Below are 16624 nucleotides of genomic sequence, written 5' to 3'. Positions count from 1 at the left end.
GCCTTGAGGCGCGGACGGGGGATTTTTTGTGCGTTATATGGCTCAGGCCACGGCGGACGGGGTGCTGTCCCGACTCCACAGCGCCCGGAGCCCCTCCACCGCCCGGTGAAGGAGGCAGCCCAGCAGGATATTGGCCCCGAAGGCCAGGAGGTAGTAGCCCATCCCCAGGCCGAAGGGGGCGCCCTCCTCCTCCAGCTGGGTGAAGAGGGTGACGTTCAGGAGGTAGATTTCCAGGCTGTTTCGTCCCACCAGGCCCAAAAACCAGTTCAGCGCCCCCAGAGGCAGCCGCTCCAGGGCCCAGGCCAGCCCAAGGCACAGGGGGACGGAGAGGAAGAGGAAGAAATGGCACTCCGGGAAGTGGATGGGCCAGGTGATCCACTGGGCGGTGAGGCTCACCCCCACATAGGCAAAGCCCAGCACCAGCATGCCGCCCCAGAAGGCCAGCGCCCGCCGTCCAAGCCGCCGCCCCTCCACCACATAGAGGCCCAGCAGCAGGCCCAGGAAGAACACGGGCACCCGGTAGAAAAAGTCGGTGTACTGCCAGTATTCCTCGTGGGTGAGTACCTGGCACACCCCAAGCCCCGCCAGAATCCCCAGGGCGGTGAGCCGCTCCCGGTTTCGGCTGCGCCGGAGCAGACCGAAGCACAGCGGGGTGAGGGCGTAAAAGAGCATGATGCCGGAGACGTACCAGTTAAAGGAGCCGGCAGTGTGGGTCCAGTAGTAGAGCAGGGTGGAATTCCACAGCAGGGCCGCCCAGGGCACGTCCCGGGCCAGAATGAGCCACAGGGTCCAGGGCACCATCACCACAAGGTAGGCGGGGAAAATCCGACCCGCCCGCCGGGACATAAAGGCCTCGTAGCTCTGTTCCCGGCGGCTGAGGGACATGGCAAGCCCCATGGCGGAGAGCAGGATGAACAGGTCCACCCCGCCGAAGCCCGCCTTCCGCCCCAGATTCAGCAGGGGCAGGCCAAAGTCCAGGTTGGAGGCGTGAAAGAGCATCACCCACACCATGGCCACCCCCATGAGCTGCGGGCGGCGGCGGCTGAGCAGGCCGTAATCCATTGGGTTCCTCCTTGCATACCGATACAAATTCAGCCGGCGGGTTGCCCCGCCGGCTGAAGGCTGTTTCAACAGGGAATCTTACTTCACGCTCTCGCCGGCGGCCTTCTTGGCCTTGATCTCCTTCAGAGCGTCCTTGTAGGAGAGGTTCACACGGCCCTTGTCGTCGATCTCGGTGACCTTCACCCAGATCATGTCGCCGATGTTCACCACGTCCTCCACCTTCTCCACCCGGTGGTCAGCCAGCTTGGAGATGTGGACCATGCCGTCCTTGCCGGGGGCCAGCTCCACGAAGGCGCCGAACTGGAGGATGCGCACCACCTTGCCGTAGTACAGCTCGCCCACCTGGGGAACGAACACGATGGTGTCGATCATCTTCTTGGCGGCGTCACAGGCCTCGGCGTTGGGGGAGGCGATGTGGATGGTGCCGTCGTCCTCGATGTCCACGGTGGCGCCGGACTCGGCGGTGATCTTCTGGATGACGGAGCCGCCCTTGCCGATGACCTCACGGATCTTGTCGGGGTCGATCTTCATGGTGATCATCTTGGGGGCGTACTTGCTCACCTCAGCCCGGGGGGCGGAGATGCAGGGCAGCATGATCTCGTCCAGAATGGCGAAGCGGGCGTCCCGGGTGATGTCCAGGGCCTCCTTGATGATCTCGTGGGTCAGACCGTCGTTCTTCAGGTCCATCTGGATGGCGGTGATGCCGGACTTGGTGCCGGCCACCTTGAAGTCCATCTCACCGTGGAAGTCCTCCACGCCCTGGATGTCGATGAAGGTGGTGAAGCCGCCGTTGTCGTCCTGGATGAGGCCGCAGGAGATGCCGGCCACAGGGGCCTTGATGGGCACGCCGGCGTCCATCAGAGCCAGAGTGGAGCCGCAGATGGAGCCCTGGGAAGTGGAACCGTTGGAAGACAGAACCTCAGAAACTACGCGGATGGCGTAGGGGAACTCCTCCACGGAGGGCAGCACGGGCACCAGAGCGCGCTCGGCCAGAGCGCCGTGGCCGTACTCGCGGCGGTTGGTGGAGCGGGGGGCGCGGGCCTCACCCACAGAGTAGGGCGGGAAGTTGTAGTGGTGCATATACCGCTTCTCGTCCTCTTCCCAGATGGTGTCCAGCTTCTGGCAGGCGGCCAGGGTGTTCAGGGTACACACGGACAGAACCTGAGTCTGGCCGCGGGTAAAGAGGCCGGAGCCGTGAACCCGGGGCAGCACGCCAACCTCGGCGGCCAGGGGACGGATCTCGTTCTTGGCGCGGCCGTCCACGCGGTGGCCCTCCAGCAGCCAGGCCTTGACGATCTTCTTCTGGAACTTGTAGGTGAACTCCTCCAGGTACTGGTCCATGTCGGGGTACTCTTCCAGATACTTCTCGTGCCACTTGTCGATCATGGCGTTCCAGCGGGTCTCACGCACGTTCTTGTCGTCGGTGTCCATGGCGGCCTTGGCCTCGTCCATGAACTCGTCCACGATCTTGTCGAAGAGCTCCTGGTTGAACTGGGCGTGGTCGTACTCCATCTTGGGCTTGCCGATCTCGGCCACGATCTGGTTGATGAAGTCGATCTGCTTCTTGATCTCCTCGTGGGCCTTCACGATGCCGGCGTACATGATCTCGTCGGGGATCTCGTCGGCGCCGGCCTCGATCATGACCACCTTCTCAGCGGTGGCGGCCACGGTCACGTCCATGCGGGAGGTCTTGCGCTGCTCCTGGTTGGGGTTGAGCACGATCTGACCGTCGCAGTAGCCCACCTCCAGGCAGCCGATGGGGCCGGCGAAGGGGATCTCAGAGTAGCTCACGCAGGCGGAGGCGCCGATCATGGCGGCCACCTCGGGGGAGCAGTCATAGTCCACGCTCATGACGGTGCACTGGATGCACACATCGTTGCGGAAGTCGTAGGGGAACAGGGGGCGCATGGGGCGGTCGATCAGGCGGGAAGCCAGAACGGCGGGCAGAGAGGGACGGCCCTCACGGCGCATGAAGGAGCCGGGGATGCGGCCCACGGCGTACAGCTTCTCCTCAAACTCCACGGAGAGGGGGAAGAAGTCGATGCCGTCGCGGGGACGGGGGGAAACGGTGACGGCCACCATCACGGTGGTCTCGCCGTACTTGACCAGGGCGGAAGCGCTGGCCAGCTCGGCCACCTTGCCCACCTCGATGGTCAGGGGACGGCCGCACAGGTCCATGGTCCAGCTCTTGTACTTGGGGAACTGCTTGTGCTTGATAACGGTTGACATAGCGATACTCCTTTGCAATAAATTTGGTTTTCGCCCGCCAGCCTTTTAGCACTTGAAACCAGGTCGAAGCCGGACGCTTCGGTGTCACGCCTCGGTTCCCTCGCGGGCGGGTCGCTTTCGCTTCGACTCGGAACACAAACGGAATTGCGGGGCAATTCCTGGTTTGCGTTCCTCGCTCCACTCCAAGCTCCCCTGCTCAGGAATTCGGCGCTTCGGCCCAGTTTCAACTGCTAAAAAAGCGGCGGGAAGGCAAAAAACGGAAGGGTGCCAGATGGGAAGATAGGGTGGCATGGAAATCCATACCACCCTATTGAAAAAACTTACTTACGGATGCCTAGCTTGGCGATGATGGCACGATAGCGCTCAATGTCCTTGGCCATCAGGTAGTCCAGCAGCTTGCGGCGCTTACCGATCATCTTGTACAGGCCGCGGCGGCTGTGGTTGTCGTGGATGTGCACCTTCAGGTGCTCGGTCAGCTCGTTGATGCGAGCGGTCAGAATAGCGATCTGAACCTCGGGAGAACCAGTGTCGGTCTCATGGGTGCGGTTGGCCTCGATAACGGTCGTCTTCTCGTCCTTACGGATCATGGGAATTTCCACCTTTCATCATATTTTGCCCACAGGCCGCCCGAAAGCGGACCAATCTTCTGCGTCTCGGGCGGGTGAAGCCCCGGACTCTTGCCCGGGCCGTACCCCGGAACGAAGGAGATGGGCAGGCTTGCGCATTTTCATGCTGTGATACTATATCATAATTCTGCCCCGCTGTAAAGGAAAAAGTCCCCGTTTTCCGGGAAAATTTTCACGTTTTTTTCGTTTGAGTGCTGCATTCTCCGGGGGATGCGGGGTCTCCCATGGCCAGTTGGAGCTCCTCCAGCTCCTGCATGGCCCGCTCGGCCAGCCGGACCACGTCGTCCAGACGGGCAAAGGCCTTGCAGTATAGCTCGTTATATTGTTCCGCAGTCAGCATACCGTTCTTTTTTTCCATAAAATAACCCCCAAATTTTGATCTGGTTAAACATAGCTATACTAAGTATAATAAAGTTAAATAATGTTTGTCAATCGATGTAAAGAAAATGCTATATGATGTTTAACAAGGAGGAGCATTGTATGGCAAAAACGGATACACAAATTGGAGTTCGCGTGACTAAGGAGTTCAAAGAGCAATTGGAGGCTCAGGCGCAGAAAGAGCGGCGGAGCGTTTCCAATTTAATTTTAAAGGTGATGGAAGATTACCTGGAGGCTCAGAAAGACAAAGCCTGAGAGCGGATTCCCTTGCGTCCCAGCGGGGGCGGGGGTATAATGGAAAAAGTACCGCCGGATGCGCAAAAGGAGGAGCCGCCGTGGCGAAATACAGTGCGCAGATCAGTTTTCGCTCCACCCCGGAGTTTAAAGAGGCCCTGGAAGTCCAGGCCAAACAGGAAAAAATGAGCGTCTCCACCCTCATTTTGAAGGTGATGGAGGACTATTTGGAACAACAGAAGAAGTGAAAAGGACCCGCGGCAGAATGTGCCGCGGGTCGTTCTTTTTTGCGAATAGGATGGGGATGGCGTGGGGATTGTTTCGTTTGCGGGTGGGGTGGGATATTTCGCCCTGCGGGGCGGGACGGGGGTTGGAGATGTTTCGCCCCCGGGCGAGTGACTTTCTGTGCGGCCAGAAAGTCACCAAAGAGCCGTCTAGGGGAAGGGGGATTTCGATTTCCCCCTTCCCCTAGATACCCCATCCCCTTGAAACGACCAATCAGGGGGGACTGCGGTCCCCCCTATTGGATGTACCCCCCGGGGGATGGAGGTGCCCTGAAAGGATCAGCGGAAAACCGGCGAAGCAGGCGACGAAACCCGCAGCCAGGTGCGGCACCGGAACCCGGTGCGTCTTACCACACGTTTTGGCTAATACCGCGCACGTCCCGGTGACGGAGTCGTTCACCTGAGCCCTCCGCGAGGGCGGAAAGGCAGGCGCGATGGCCCTTGTAGAAGTAGGTGGTCATTCAACCAAATCTTAGCGGCAGCGGTTGGCGCACAGGCACCAATCCTGGGCTTTTCCCGCGCCGGTTGGATTTTTCCACCTTCTTGATGGCTCCCCCGTAAAATAATGGGGGTCCGGGGGAGGCGGCATAAAAACACGGAGTGTTTTTCCAGACGCCGTCCCCCGGTGGCGCTTTGCCTACTTTGCCGACATGGGCAAAGTAGGTCGCCCACGGGCGAAATCCCCCTGTACACCGTCTTGCGCCCCGACACGGCGGGCGGATGAGGACATCCGCCCCTACGAAAGTAGGAAAAACCCAAAGGCGAGGGGAAAGGCGCATCTGCATGAGCCTTTTCTTACGGGCGCAGAGGCGAAGCAGAGCTTCGCACAAAGTTCTTTGCCAAGCTTTCTTTCAAGAAAGCGGGGGGCGGTTGAAAGCAACCGCCCCCCTGGGGAAATACAAATGAAATTTACTCTACGACCACGGCGGGCATAACAGCGGCGCAGCGGGGGCAGAGAGTGGGATGGTCGGCGTTGGCGCCCACCTTCAGGTGGTGCTTCCAGCAGCGCTCGCACTTTTCACCCCGGGCGGGAGTGACCTCCACCTTCAGCTCAGTGCCCACATCCACAGAGGCCTGAGACACGATGAGCAGGTCGGCAAGCTCGTCCTGATCCATCTCCTGGAGGAAAGCATCCTCGGCGGGCACGGTGAGGGCCACAGCGGCCTCCAGGCTCTTGCCGATCTTCTTCTCGTTCCGGGCATTCTCCAGAACGCCGTTGACGGCGGTGCGCACGGCGATGATCTTGTCCCACTTGGCCAGCAGCTCCTCGGAGAGGGCGTACTCGGCGAAGGGCTTGTTCATCTCGTTGAGCACCACGTTGCGGGCGTCATCCCCCTCGCGGTGAGGCATGGCCAGCCAGATCTCGTCGCAGGTGAAGGCCAGGATGGGAGCAAAGAGCTTGGTGATGGTGTCCAGAATGAGCCACAGGGCAGTCTGGGCGGAGCGGCGCTTCAGGCCGTCCTTCTCCTCGCAGTAGAGGCGGTCCTTGATGATGTCCAGATAGAAGGAGCTGAGATCCACCACGCAGAAGTCGTTGATGGCGTGGGAGACCACATGGAACTCGTAGTTGTCGTAGGCGGCAAAGCACTTCTCAATGAGCTGGTTGAGGCGGGAGACGGCCCACTTGTCCAGCTCCAGCATCTCCTCGGGCTTCACCAGCTGGTTGGGGTCGAAGCCCTCCAGGTTGCCCAGGCAATACCGGGCGGTGTTGCGGAACTTCAGGTAGTTCTGAGACAGCTGCTTGAAGATGTTGTCGGAGCAGCGCACGTCCACGTGGTAGTCGGCAGAGCCCGCCCACAGACGGAGCAGGTCGGCGCCGTACTTCTTGAAGATGTCGGCGGGGTCCACGCCGTTGCCCAGGGACTTGTGCATGGCCTTGCCCTCGCCGTCCACGGTCCAGCCGTGGGTGACGCACTCCTGGAAGGGCGCACCCTTGCCCAGAGCGCCTACGGCGGTGAGCAGAGAGGACTGGAACCAGCCGCGGTACTGGTCGAGACCCTCCAGGTACATGGTGGCGGGCCAGAAGCCCTGATCCTTCTGCATGGAGGCGAAGTGGGTGGAGCCGGAGTCGAACCAGCCGTCCAGGGTGTCCTCCTCCTTGGTGAAGCCGGCCTTGCTGCCGCAGTGGGGGCAGGCGAAGTCAGCGGGCAGGATGTCCTTGGCCTCCAGCTCGTACCAGGCGTTGGAGCCCTTCTCGGCAAAGAGCTTGCTCACAGCCTCGATGGTCTCGTCGGTGCAGATGGGCTTGCCGCAGTCGGCGCAGTAGAACACGGGGATGGGCAGGCCCCAGCGGCGCTGGCGGCTGATGCACCAGTCGGCGCGCTCCCGGATCATGGAGATCATGCGGTCCTTGCCCCAGGCGGGCACCCAGCGCACGTCGTCGGTAGCGGCCACGGCCTCGTCCTTGAAGGCGTCCACGGAGCAGAACCACTGGGGAGTGGCACGGAAGATGATGGGGTTCTTGCAGCGCCAGCAGTGGGGGTAGGAGTGGACGATCTCCTCGCTGGCGAAGAGGGCGCCGCTCTCCTTCATGTCGGCCAGAATGACGGGATTGGACTCGTCGGTCTTCATGCCCGCGTACTTGCCGGCGTAGTCGGTGTGGCGGCCCTGGTCGTCCACGGGCACCACCATGTCGATCTTGTAGCGCTTGCAGGTCTCATAGTCGTCGGCACCGAAGCCGGGAGCGGTGTGGACGCAGCCGGTACCGGAGTCCATGGTGACGTACTCGGCGCAGCACAGCTGGGAGGTCTTGTCCAGGAAGGGGTGCTGGGCCAGCATATACTCAAAGTCGGCGCCCACAAACTGCTTGACGATCTCGTAGTCCTCAAAGCCGCCGATCTTCATGACCTTGGCGCACAGGGCCTCGGCCATGATATACATCTCGCCGTTGTTGGCCTTCACCAGCACGTAGCTCTCACGGGGATGGACGGCGATGGCCAGGTTGCCGGGCAGGGTCCAGATGGTGGTGGTCCAGATGAGGAAGTACATCTTGCTGAGGTCGCCGTACTGGCTCAGCTTGCCCTGGTCGTCCTTCACCTGGAACTTCACGTACACGGTGGTACAGGGGTCGTCCTGGTACTCGATCTCCGCCTCAGCCAGAGCGGTCTCGTCCTTGGGGCACCAGTACACGGGCTTCAGGCCCTTGTAGATGTAGCCCTTCTTGTACATGGCGCCGAAGACCTTCACCTCCTCGGCCTCAAAGCCGGGATCCATGGTCTTGTAGGGGTGCTCCCAGTCGCCCAGCACGCCCATGCGCTTGAAGCCGGCCATCTGGATGTCGATATACTTCTGGGCGTAGTTGTGGCAGGCGGTGCGGAACTCGGGGACGCTCATCTGCTTGCGGTTGAGCTTCTGCTCCTTGATGATGGCGCTCTCGATGGGCATGCCGTGGTTGTCCCAGCCGGGAATGTAGGGGGTGTAGTAGCCACGCATGGCGTACATACGGGTGATGAAGTCCTTCAGGGACTTGTTGAGGGCGTGGCCCATGTGCAGGTTGCCGTTGGAGAAGGGAGGGCCGTCGTGGAGGGCGAAGCGGGGCTTGCCCTCGTTCTTCTTCAGCATCTCGTTGTACAGGTCCAGCTTGTTCCAGTTCTCCAGCATCCCCGGCTCCCGGTTGGGCAGGCCTGCCCGCATGGGGAAGTCGGTTTTAGGGAGATTGATGGTCTTGTTGTAGTCCATGTCTCGTGTGCCTCCGTTTATTGATACTCAAAGATTACGGTGTTACAGTGTGCGCAGAGGTGGGCGGGATATTCCGGGAGGGAAAAGAGGGCGCCCTGGGATGGGGGGCGTGGGCATTTTGGTTTCCTGTGGCAAGCCGCTCCTCTCAGAAAACAAAAAAGCCTTTGTCTCCCAACAAAGAGACAAAGGCAAACTTCCTCTGCGGTACCACTCTTCTTGCCGGACGGAAGGTCCGGCCACTCCGGGTGCCCGGTAACGGGGGCGGCCGGAGGGGCTTAGTGCCGAAACGGGTTCGGCCCCCCTGCTCCGAGGTGATCTTCACGCCGGCTCCCCCGGCCGCCTTGCACCAAACGGCGGCTCTCTGGGCGGAAGGAGCGGGGCTACTGTCCTCATCTGCGCATCATTCCAGATATACCTTATTATCTTATCGGCTCCGCCCCCGCTTGTCAAGCGGAAAGTCCCGCATCTCAGGGGGATTTTATCCAATCTTCAAGGATTTTTAATTCCTTTTTTTCGGGATCTATGCTATACTCACTCTTAGACATGAAATGGATTCGGCCCCTCCAGCAGGCGGGCCGGGAAGGAGCAATCCCATGGAGCAGACCTTTGACGTACTGATTGCAGGAGCGGGCTACGCCGGGGCGGTGTGCGCCCGGAGCCTGGCCGAGGGCGGAAAACGGGTGCTGGTGCTGGAGCGCCGCGGCCACGTGGGCGGCAACGCCTACGACTGCCCCGACGAGGCCGGCGTGCTCATCCACCAGTACGGCCCCCATATCTTCCACACCAACGACAGCCGGGTCTTTGCCTGGCTGTCCCGGTTCACCCAGTGGCGGGACTACCAGCACCGGGTGGTGGCCGACATCCCCGACGAAAAGGGCGGCCGCATGCGCTACCCTGTCCCCTTCAATCTGACCTCTCTGGAGACCGCCTTCGGCCCCGAGGAGGGCAAGCGCCTGGGGGACAAGCTCATCGCCGCCTACGGCGCGGAGAAAAAGGTGACCATCCTGGAGCTGCGCCAGAACCCCGACTCGGAGATCTCCGCCCTGGCCGATTACGTCTATGAGCACGTCTTCGTCCACTACACCATGAAGCAGTGGGGACAGAAGCCCGAGGACATCGACCCCAACACCACCGCCCGGGTGCCAGTGTTCCTCTCCCGGGACGACCGGTACTTCCAGGATGCCTGCCAGGGTATGCCTCTGGAGGGCTACACCCCCATGTTCCAAAAGATGCTGGACCACCCCAACATCAAGGTGGAGCTGGGTGTGGACGCTCTGGAGCGGCTGGACCTGTCCGGCGACGTGCTGAAGGTGGACGGCGTCCCCTTTGAGGGGGAGGTCATCTACACCGGCCAGGCCGACGAGCTCTTCCGCTTCCAGTACGGCCCCCTCCCCTACCGCACCCTGGACTTCCGCTTCGAGACCCTGGAGAAGGACGACTTCCAGGGCTACGGCACGGTGAACTACACCGTGGACCAGGACTACACCCGCATCACCGAGTTCAAACACCTCACCGGGCAGGTGCTCCCCGGCAAGACCACCATCGTCAAGGAATACTCCCGGGCCTATGGCGGTATTCTGGGGGAGATTCCCTACTACGCCATCATCAACCCGGAGAACAACGCCCTCTACGGCCAGTACAAGGCGCTGGCCGACCGCTTCCCCAACCTGCACCTGCTGGGTCGCCTGGCTGAGTACAAGTACTATAACATGGACGCAATTGCGGGACGAGCACTAGACTTGGCAGAGACCCTTTTAGCCAAATGAAAGCCCAGCGAAGCGGGTTTCATTTGGAGAGGAGGAGCGACAAAATGAGTGAGCCTTCGGGCCTGCCCGGAGGCGAAGGATATGGCGTCCGCTCCGACGAGGATGCGATCGCTGGTCGGGCGCTGGACCTGGCGGACACCCTTTTGCGCAAATAATCCCGGCGGACAAGGAGAGAGGTCCGGCCGAAGAAGGAGAGAGAACCCATGGATAAGCTGATTACCTTTGCCGTCCCCTGCTACAACTCCGCGGCCTACATGGAGCACTGCGTGGAGACCCTGCTTCAGGGCGGGGACGACATTGAGATTATTCTGGTGGACGACGGCTCCACCAAGGACGACACCCCCGCCATCTGCGACCGCTACCAGGAGCAGTACCCCGACATCGTCCGGGCCATCCACCAGGAGAACGGCGGCCACGGCGAGGGCGTCAACCAGGGCATCCGCAACGCCCGGGGCTTCTACTACAAGGTGGTGGACTCCGACGACTGGGTGGACGTGCCCTCCCTGCACAAGGCTCTGGACAAGCTGCGCCAGTTCCAGCGGGACGGCAAGCCCATCGACATGATGATCTGCAACTACGTCTATGAGCACGCCGAGACCAACACCCAGCGGGTCATGCACTACCGCAACGTGTTCCCCCGGAACAAGGTCTTCGGCTGGGACCAGATTGGCCGCTTCCGCCCCTCCCAGTACCTGCTGATGCACTCGGTCATCTACCGCACTCAGCTGCTGCGGGACTGCAACCTGGAGCTGCCCAAGCACACCTTCTATGTGGACAACATCTTCGTCTACCAGCCCCTGCCCGCTGTGCGCAACATGTACTACCTGGATGTGGACCTGTACCGCTACTTCATCGGCCGCTCCGACCAGTCCGTCAACGAGAAGGTCATGGTCACCCGGGTGGACCAGCAGCTGCGGGTCACCTACCACATGATCAAGTCCCACGACCTGCGGGAGGTCTATGCCCAGCACAAGAAGCTGGGACGCTATATGTTCAGCTATCTGGCCATGATGATGGCCATCTCCTCCATCTTCCTGGTCATCGACGGCTCCCCCGAGGCCCTGGGTAAGCGCACCCAGCTGTGGGAGTACCTGCGCGGTGTGGACAGCGGCATCTACCACAAGATGAAGTACCGCGCCGTCTCCGCCTTCACTGCCTTCCCTGGCTACCAGGGGCGGCGGCTGTCTGTGGGCCTGTACCGCCTGGCCCGGAAGATCTACAAGTTCAACTGAAAAGCACCTCTCCCCCGTCCACGCCGGACGGGGGATTTTTTTGTCCTTGACATACCTAGAAAGCCGAGGTATCATATACCTAGAAAGTCTAGGCATCATATTGTCGGGAGCATTTCCCGGGAAAGGATGGTTTGTATGAAGTTTGACAAGGGCCTGGTGGCGGGCAGCAGCACACTGCTGGTGCTGGCGCTGCTGGAGGGCGGCGACATGTACGGCTACCAGATGATTGAGGAGCTTGCCCGCCGCTCCAACGACGCGTTTCAGATGAAGGAGGGGACCCTATACCCCATTCTGCATGCGCTGGAGAAGGGGAAGTACCTCACCTCCTACCAGCAGGAGGCCCCCACCGGGCGGCAGCGGAAGTACTACCGGCTGACCCGGAGGGGGAAAACCCTCCTGGACGAGAAGCGGGCCGAGTGGGCCGCCTTCCACAAGGGGGTCCAGGATGTCCTCTCCGGCGGTGCCCTCTCCTTTTCTTGAAAGACTGTCCCGACGCCCAGGGGGGCGGAGGGCGTCCCCGAAGGGGGAAAGGAGCAAAAGAACTTGTGCGAAACTGCGTTTCGCCTCTTTGATACCAGTGTGGATCTGCAGACGGGGTGGAATTGGAGAGAAGGTTTGCATTGGAAGGAAAAGAACGCCTTTGCGGAAAGAGCGAACGCACTTGCGGGAATGGCTTGATTTGCCGTTTTGAGCAAAAAAGGAGAACAGCATGGAACACAAAACGGGAAAGCGGATTCCTCTCAGCCGGGGCTGGAAGACGCTGCGCAACCTGGTGCTGCTGGTTGTGGCGCTGGGACTCTGCTGGGGGCTGACCCGGGTGCCCCTGTGGCTGACCCAGCGGGCGCTGGAGGTCGGCGCGGAGCAGCAGGGCGCGGAGGAGACGGAGCTTCTGTGGCGGGGCAATCTGCCTGTCCTGTTTGAGGGCGGGGGCGGAGCCCCCTTTGCCGGGCAGGACACCATGCCGGTGGTGCTGGCGCGAAGCGGCCAGACCGTGTGGAGCTGCCACATGGACAGCTATGAGGGAGACATATTTTTGAATGAGCCCACCGGGCGGACCCTGCCGGAAGGGCCTTGCCTCATCTGTCCCCTGTTCAGCGGCTATGCGGCCATCCCCACCACAGAAGGCGTGACCGCGGTGCTGGCGGCGGTGAATCTGCCGGAGGGGACGGCCTTGGGCCGGGTGGAGCTGAGTACCGCCGACGGACAGACCCGGACGGCCCAGGGGGAGCGGGAGATGGACGTAATTTTGTTCTCCATTCCCGGGGATGAGGGCTGGGGGCCAGAGCGCTATGAGGCCCTGTCCAACGCCCCCTATACCCTCACCTTTTTGGATGAAGAGGGCCAGGTCCTGCTGGAGACCGCCGGACGCCTGACGGTGGGCTGGACCGAGGAGGCATAGCCATGGACCGGGAACAGAAACGGTGGTTGGAGTGTAATTGTGGGATTCAGGTTCTCAGAAACGAAAGCCAAATCGAAGCCCGGCGAAGCGGGTTCGATTTGGAGAGGAGCGGCGACAGAATGAGTGAGAAGCGACGTTTGGATGAAACAGTCGCTGCGAACGATATGCCGTCCGCAGCGACGTGGTCGGAGTGGCTGGACCGGGCGGCGGGGCTGATCCGCTTCGGACCGGACCGGGCGGAGGTGCGGGCAGAGCTCTGTGCCCACCTGGAGGACAAGGCGGCGGATCTCCGGCGCATTTTCCCGGACATGACCGACGAAGAGGCCGGAGTCCAGGCCCTCCGTGAGATGGGCGACGCGGCGGAAATCGGAAAAGAGCTGGCTCGGCTTCACAAGCCCTGGCTTGGTTACCTGTGGATGGCCTCCCGGATGCTGCTGGGCCTGGCGCTGGCTCTGCTGGCGGTGGAGCTTCTGCTGACGCTGGGACTGTTCTGGGGGATTATCTGGCCCATTTGACCGGAAAAACGAGAGGAGGAACGCCGGTGGACAACTTGAGACGAAGCTGGGACAGCTGGCTGGATACCGCGGTGGGCGGCATCCGCTTTGGCTATGACCGCCGGGCGGTGCAGGCGGAGCTTAGTGCCCACCTGGAGGACAAGACGGCGGACCTTCAGCGGATTTTTCCGGATATGACCCCGGAGGAGGCGGAGGCCCGGGCTCTGGGGGAGATGGGCGACGCGGCGGAGCTTCGCTCAGCCCTGGCAAAAATCCACCGACCCTGGCTGGGCTACCTGTGGCTGTGCTCCAAGGTGCTCATTGGGGTGCTCCTTGTGCTGCTGGTGGGCCGAAACCTTTACACCGACCACTATTACAGCACCGGAACCGGAAATCAGCTGTGGGACTGGGACGACCTGCCCGGGCTCAGCGAGGGCTGTCTCACCGGCCTGGCCGGTTCCTTGGTCAATACCTACACCGGGGAGGAGATCTACTCCCCCGGCAGCGCCCCGGAGCAGCTGTTTGCCCGGAGCTACGGCGGGCGGCAGGACACGGAGGTGAACGGCCAGACCGTCTCCCTCCGCCGGGCGGTCCTGTGGCAGGGGGAACAGGGGCAGGAGCTGTTTGTCTGGTTTCGGGTGCAGGATTGGCGGTTCTGGGAGCGGGCCAGCCTGGATGAGGCGTGGTTTGTGGTCACGGACAGCCTGGGCAACCAATACCACGTGGACCGGGACCGGAGCGATTGTGTCCTGAGCAAATCGGAGAGCGGCCCCTTCTTTGAGGGGTGGCAGCTCTATCTCCGGGGTGTGGACCCGGAAGCGGAATGGGTGCGGGTGGAGTACGGCCTGACGGAGCCCAGTTTCTCCTTCACCGTGGACCTGGAGAGGGGGTAAGGGATGAAGAAGCGGTTCTTGCGGCCCCGGCTGGGGCGGCGGGGCAGGACGGTGCGAAACCTGCTGGTGTGCCTGGCGCTGTCTCTCTGGCTGTGGAGCGCCTTCTCCTATCCCCTGCCCACCCGGGCGATGAACTTCCGCCGGCTGGAGCACTACTTCCTGCTGCCCCAGGGGGAGCTGGTGTTCCGGGAGGGGGAGCTGTTTGTGGATTTGGGCGAGGGCCAGGCGGTGGCGGGCTGGGTGCCCACCCGGAGCCTGCCCACCCGGTACGGCGTCTACCCCTGTAACCTGTGGACCTGCCCTGTAGGGGAGGGGCCCAGTCCGGTATCCCTGGCCGACGACCGGGTGCTCTTCCTGAACCTGCCCGGAGAGGCGGAGCGGGGAGAATTGACCATCCGCTCGGGCCAGGGGCAGCAGACCGCCTGGGCCCAGGCGGAGGAAAACGGACTGTGTGATTTTGCCTTTGACAATTCCATGGAGGCCAACTGCGCCTTCCCCAACAGCCGCTGGGGCGTGGAGGGCTGGCCCTATGTGCTGCGGCTGTACACCGGCGACGGGGCGCTGCTGCTGGAGCAGGAGGGGGAGATTCCCCTGTTCCCCCACCGCCAGGGACAGCCCTGATGGACAGATGATTGCGATAAGGAAGACTGCCGGCCGGGCTGAGCGGACGGAGAAAGGAGACCCATATGGAGCGGGACAACAGCAAACAGACCGGCTGGCTGGACACAGCGGTGGCTGGAATCCGGTTTGGACCGGACCGGAAAGCGGTGCGGGCGGAGCTCCAGGCCCATCTGGAGGATAAGGCAGCCGATTTTCGGCGGATTTTCCCGGACATCGCCCCGGAGGAGGCGGAGGCCCGGGCCGTGGAGGAGATGGGTGACGCGGTGGAAATTGGGAAAGAGCTGGCCCGGCTCCACAAGCCCTGGCTGGGTTACCTGTGGCGGGCCAGCAAGTGGATTGCCATTCTTTCGGTGGTGCTCCTGATGGCGATCAACATTTTGAACAACGACCACTACCAGTCCGCCGGCTATCCCCTGTGGGGAGGGTTCAGCGAAGTGCGGGGCCGGACAGAGGGGGAGAAAATCCAGCTGGGCGGTTACACCTTCCAGATTGTGGGGGCGGCCTATCTGGACTATGTGCAGGACTGGAGGGGGATTGAGGACCGGGTGCAGGTGTACATCCGGGTGTCCACCCCCCGGTTCTGGGAGCGGATCAACGAGGGGGCCCTCCGGTCCGCCCTCACCATGACCGGCCCGGAAGGCTGGGTCTGGAGCATGGACAGCGGAAAGGTGCAGACCATCTGGGAGGAGGGACGCAATGAACTGATATGCGGCCTCCAGCGGGCCGAATGGGGCCTGTTCCACGACACCTATGTGGCCTATGGCGATCTGGAGTGGACGGAGGGCGAGCCTGTCTGCCTGGAGTTTGACTTTGGAAAGGGCAGCTTTACGCTGACGGTTGACCAACTGGAACGGGTGGTGATGGAATGAGAGAAAAATTGCGGACCCGGTGGGAGCAAAGCAAGTGGAAGGCTCGGATAGACCGGCTTCCACGGCTTTGGCGGCTGAGCCGAGGAAAAACACTGGCCCTCAATCTGCTGATCATTGCGGTGGCCGGAGCATGGCTGTGGGGACTGGCGGGCTATCCCCTGCCCACGGCAGAACTGGAGTTTCGGCGGCTGGAGCGGCAATGCCTGGTGCCCCGGAGCGAGCTGGTCTTTGCCGCCACGGCGCCGGAGCGCTACGAGTATGTGGCGTCCCCCAATGACAAGACGGTAACCGCCCTGGACGGGACGGAAATCTCCATGAATAACTGGCAGTTTGTGGGGGTGACGGAGCGTCTGGCGGTGGTGGCAGAGGTGGCACAGAGGGGGCTGGGGGGATACGGCACCGGGCTGGAACACTACGTCCGGGATGGCACTCCCCTTCTGCTCCCACTGGGCGGGGACCAATGGAGTCCGCTCCGGGGCTACTGGGTTACGGAGGAGCAGAAGCCGGGCGAGGTCAATTACACCTATCACGGTATGACGCCCCTGGTGCTGCTGGATGTACCCGAGGAGGCCCGGCGGGCGGAGGTGAGCCTGGAGCTGCACACCTGGGAGGAACTTCTGCCCTATGAGGCGGTCTGCTGGGACATGGGCGGCGGAGTGTGGCTGGTGGGGGCGTTCCGGGAGGACGAGGCCCGCCCCGACCGATTTGCGGGAGGCACCTACACCCTGCGGCTCTATGATGGGGCGGGCGCCCTGCTGCTGGAGCGGGAGGGCGCCGTCCCCCAGCCGCTGTGAGAGCTACCATTATATAAAAGGAAGAGAGCGGAGCCCTTCGGACAAAAGAGGACAAAAATGAGGCG

16 protein-coding genes and 1 other annotated feature are annotated in these 16624 nt (G+C 62.1%); of the genes, 11 read left to right on the top strand and 5 right to left on the bottom strand.

Annotated elements, in window-relative coordinates:
* Positions 1-42: 42 nt before the first annotated feature.
* The 4 genes from DWX58_RS05030 to DWX58_RS05015 form a co-directional block, all read right to left on the bottom strand.
* On the bottom strand, positions 43-1062 hold the full coding sequence (locus DWX58_RS05030) for an acyltransferase family protein (protein ID WP_118641868.1): 1020 nt from the start codon (positions 1060-1062) through the stop codon (positions 43-45).
* A gap of 78 nt (positions 1063-1140) precedes the next feature.
* Positions 1141-3291 (bottom strand): polyribonucleotide nucleotidyltransferase, encoded by a 2151-nt coding sequence (locus DWX58_RS05025; RefSeq protein WP_118641867.1) that lies wholly within the window; start codon positions 3289-3291, stop codon positions 1141-1143.
* A gap of 320 nt (positions 3292-3611) precedes the next feature.
* Positions 3612-3878 (bottom strand): 30S ribosomal protein S15, encoded by a 267-nt coding sequence (gene rpsO, locus DWX58_RS05020; protein ID WP_118641866.1) that lies wholly within the window; start codon positions 3876-3878, stop codon positions 3612-3614.
* Between the two features lie 211 nt (positions 3879-4089).
* Positions 4090-4275 carry a hypothetical protein gene (locus tag DWX58_RS05015; protein WP_118641865.1) on the bottom strand — a complete coding sequence of 62 codons (186 nt, stop codon included), beginning with the start codon at positions 4273-4275 and terminating at the stop codon, positions 4090-4092.
* 122 nt (positions 4276-4397) lie between these two features.
* On the opposite strand from DWX58_RS05015, the gene DWX58_RS05010 reads away from it, so the two are divergent.
* Both DWX58_RS05010 and DWX58_RS15195 read left to right on the top strand, forming a co-directional pair.
* Positions 4398-4550 (top strand): hypothetical protein, encoded by a 153-nt coding sequence (locus DWX58_RS05010; RefSeq protein ID WP_158579218.1) that lies wholly within the window; start codon positions 4398-4400, stop codon positions 4548-4550.
* Between the two features lie 80 nt (positions 4551-4630).
* Positions 4631-4777, top strand: coding sequence for a hypothetical protein (locus DWX58_RS15195; protein WP_158579217.1), 147 nt, complete (start codon positions 4631-4633; stop codon positions 4775-4777).
* Positions 4778-5722: 945 nt separating this feature from the next.
* On the opposite strand, the gene ileS is transcribed toward DWX58_RS15195, so the two are convergent.
* On the bottom strand, positions 5723-8491 hold the full coding sequence (gene ileS, locus DWX58_RS05005) for an isoleucine--tRNA ligase (RefSeq protein WP_118641863.1): 2769 nt from the start codon (positions 8489-8491) through the stop codon (positions 5723-5725).
* 175 nt (positions 8492-8666) lie between these two features.
* Positions 8667-8896 (bottom strand) — a binding site (T-box leader).
* Positions 8897-9084: 188 nt separating this feature from the next.
* On the opposite strand from ileS, the gene glf reads away from it, so the two are divergent.
* The 9 genes from glf to DWX58_RS04960 all read left to right on the top strand — a co-directional run bounded on the left by glf (position 9085) and on the right by DWX58_RS04960 (position 16559).
* Entirely contained in the window at positions 9085-10257 is a 1173-nt protein-coding gene (glf, locus tag DWX58_RS05000; RefSeq protein ID WP_118641862.1) for a UDP-galactopyranose mutase, read from the top strand.
* A 203-nt stretch (positions 10258-10460) separates the two neighbouring features.
* The gene (locus DWX58_RS04995; protein ID WP_118641861.1) at positions 10461-11489 is read left to right on the top strand and encodes a glycosyltransferase family 2 protein; all 1029 of its coding nucleotides are present in this window, start codon (positions 10461-10463) and stop codon (positions 11487-11489) included.
* A gap of 135 nt (positions 11490-11624) precedes the next feature.
* Positions 11625-11969: a helix-turn-helix transcriptional regulator gene (locus DWX58_RS04990; protein ID WP_118641860.1), complete on the top strand. Its 345-nt coding sequence runs from the start codon at positions 11625-11627 to the stop codon at positions 11967-11969.
* A gap of 229 nt (positions 11970-12198) precedes the next feature.
* On the top strand, positions 12199-12888 hold the full coding sequence (locus tag DWX58_RS04985; RefSeq protein ID WP_118641859.1) for a hypothetical protein: 690 nt from the start codon (positions 12199-12201) through the stop codon (positions 12886-12888).
* Positions 12889-13007: 119 nt separating this feature from the next.
* A complete protein-coding gene (locus DWX58_RS04980; protein ID WP_147382239.1) occupies positions 13008-13403 on the top strand; it encodes a permease prefix domain 1-containing protein in 396 nt (131 codons plus the stop codon).
* A gap of 26 nt (positions 13404-13429) precedes the next feature.
* Entirely contained in the window at positions 13430-14275 is an 846-nt protein-coding gene (locus DWX58_RS04975; RefSeq protein WP_118641857.1) for a permease prefix domain 1-containing protein, read from the top strand.
* A 3-nt stretch (positions 14276-14278) separates the two neighbouring features.
* The gene (locus DWX58_RS04970) at positions 14279-14896 is read left to right on the top strand and encodes a hypothetical protein (protein ID WP_118641856.1); all 618 of its coding nucleotides are present in this window, start codon (positions 14279-14281) and stop codon (positions 14894-14896) included.
* 65 nt (positions 14897-14961) lie between these two features.
* Positions 14962-15765 carry a permease prefix domain 1-containing protein gene (locus DWX58_RS04965; RefSeq protein ID WP_118641855.1) on the top strand — a complete coding sequence of 268 codons (804 nt, stop codon included), beginning with the start codon at positions 14962-14964 and terminating at the stop codon, positions 15763-15765.
* Entirely contained in the window at positions 15762-16559 is a 798-nt protein-coding gene (locus DWX58_RS04960; protein ID WP_118641854.1) for a hypothetical protein, read from the top strand. The genes DWX58_RS04965 and DWX58_RS04960 overlap by 4 nt, the downstream gene beginning before the upstream one ends.
* The last annotated feature ends 65 nt before the right edge of the window (positions 16560-16624 follow it).

Source organism: Pseudoflavonifractor sp. AF19-9AC (genome assembly GCF_003478995.1).
Taxonomy (GTDB): Bacteria; Bacillota; Clostridia; order Oscillospirales; family Oscillospiraceae; genus Lawsonibacter.
The sequence above is the reverse complement of the archived record's forward strand: the minus strand, read 5'-3'. Positions and strand labels throughout refer to the sequence as shown.

Bases quoted from the DNA above. Each gene is read 5' to 3' on its own strand.
- DWX58_RS05030 (WP_118641868.1), bottom strand. From the start codon at position 1,062: ATGGATTACGGCCTGCTCAGCCGCCGCCGCCCGCAGCTCATGGGGGTG.
- DWX58_RS05025 (WP_118641867.1), bottom strand. From the start codon at position 3,291: ATGTCAACCGTTATCAAGCACAAGCAGTTCCCCAAGTACAAGAGCTGG.
- rpsO (WP_118641866.1), bottom strand. From the start codon at position 3,878: ATGATCCGTAAGGACGAGAAGACGACCGTTATCGAGGCCAACCGCACC.
- DWX58_RS05015 (WP_118641865.1), bottom strand. From the start codon at position 4,275: ATGGAAAAAAAGAACGGTATGCTGACTGCGGAACAATATAACGAGCTA.
- DWX58_RS05010 (WP_158579218.1), top strand. From the start codon at position 4,398: ATGGCAAAAACGGATACACAAATTGGAGTTCGCGTGACTAAGGAGTTC.
- ileS (WP_118641863.1), bottom strand. From the start codon at position 8,491: ATGGACTACAACAAGACCATCAATCTCCCTAAAACCGACTTCCCCATG.
- glf (WP_118641862.1), top strand. From the start codon at position 9,085: ATGGAGCAGACCTTTGACGTACTGATTGCAGGAGCGGGCTACGCCGGG.
- DWX58_RS04995 (WP_118641861.1), top strand. From the start codon at position 10,461: ATGGATAAGCTGATTACCTTTGCCGTCCCCTGCTACAACTCCGCGGCC.
- DWX58_RS04990 (WP_118641860.1), top strand. From the start codon at position 11,625: ATGAAGTTTGACAAGGGCCTGGTGGCGGGCAGCAGCACACTGCTGGTG.
- DWX58_RS04985 (WP_118641859.1), top strand. From the start codon at position 12,199: ATGGAACACAAAACGGGAAAGCGGATTCCTCTCAGCCGGGGCTGGAAG.
- DWX58_RS04980 (WP_147382239.1), top strand. From the start codon at position 13,008: ATGAGTGAGAAGCGACGTTTGGATGAAACAGTCGCTGCGAACGATATG.
- DWX58_RS04970 (WP_118641856.1), top strand. From the start codon at position 14,279: ATGAAGAAGCGGTTCTTGCGGCCCCGGCTGGGGCGGCGGGGCAGGACG.
- DWX58_RS04965 (WP_118641855.1), top strand. From the start codon at position 14,962: ATGGAGCGGGACAACAGCAAACAGACCGGCTGGCTGGACACAGCGGTG.
- DWX58_RS04960 (WP_118641854.1), top strand. From the start codon at position 15,762: ATGAGAGAAAAATTGCGGACCCGGTGGGAGCAAAGCAAGTGGAAGGCT.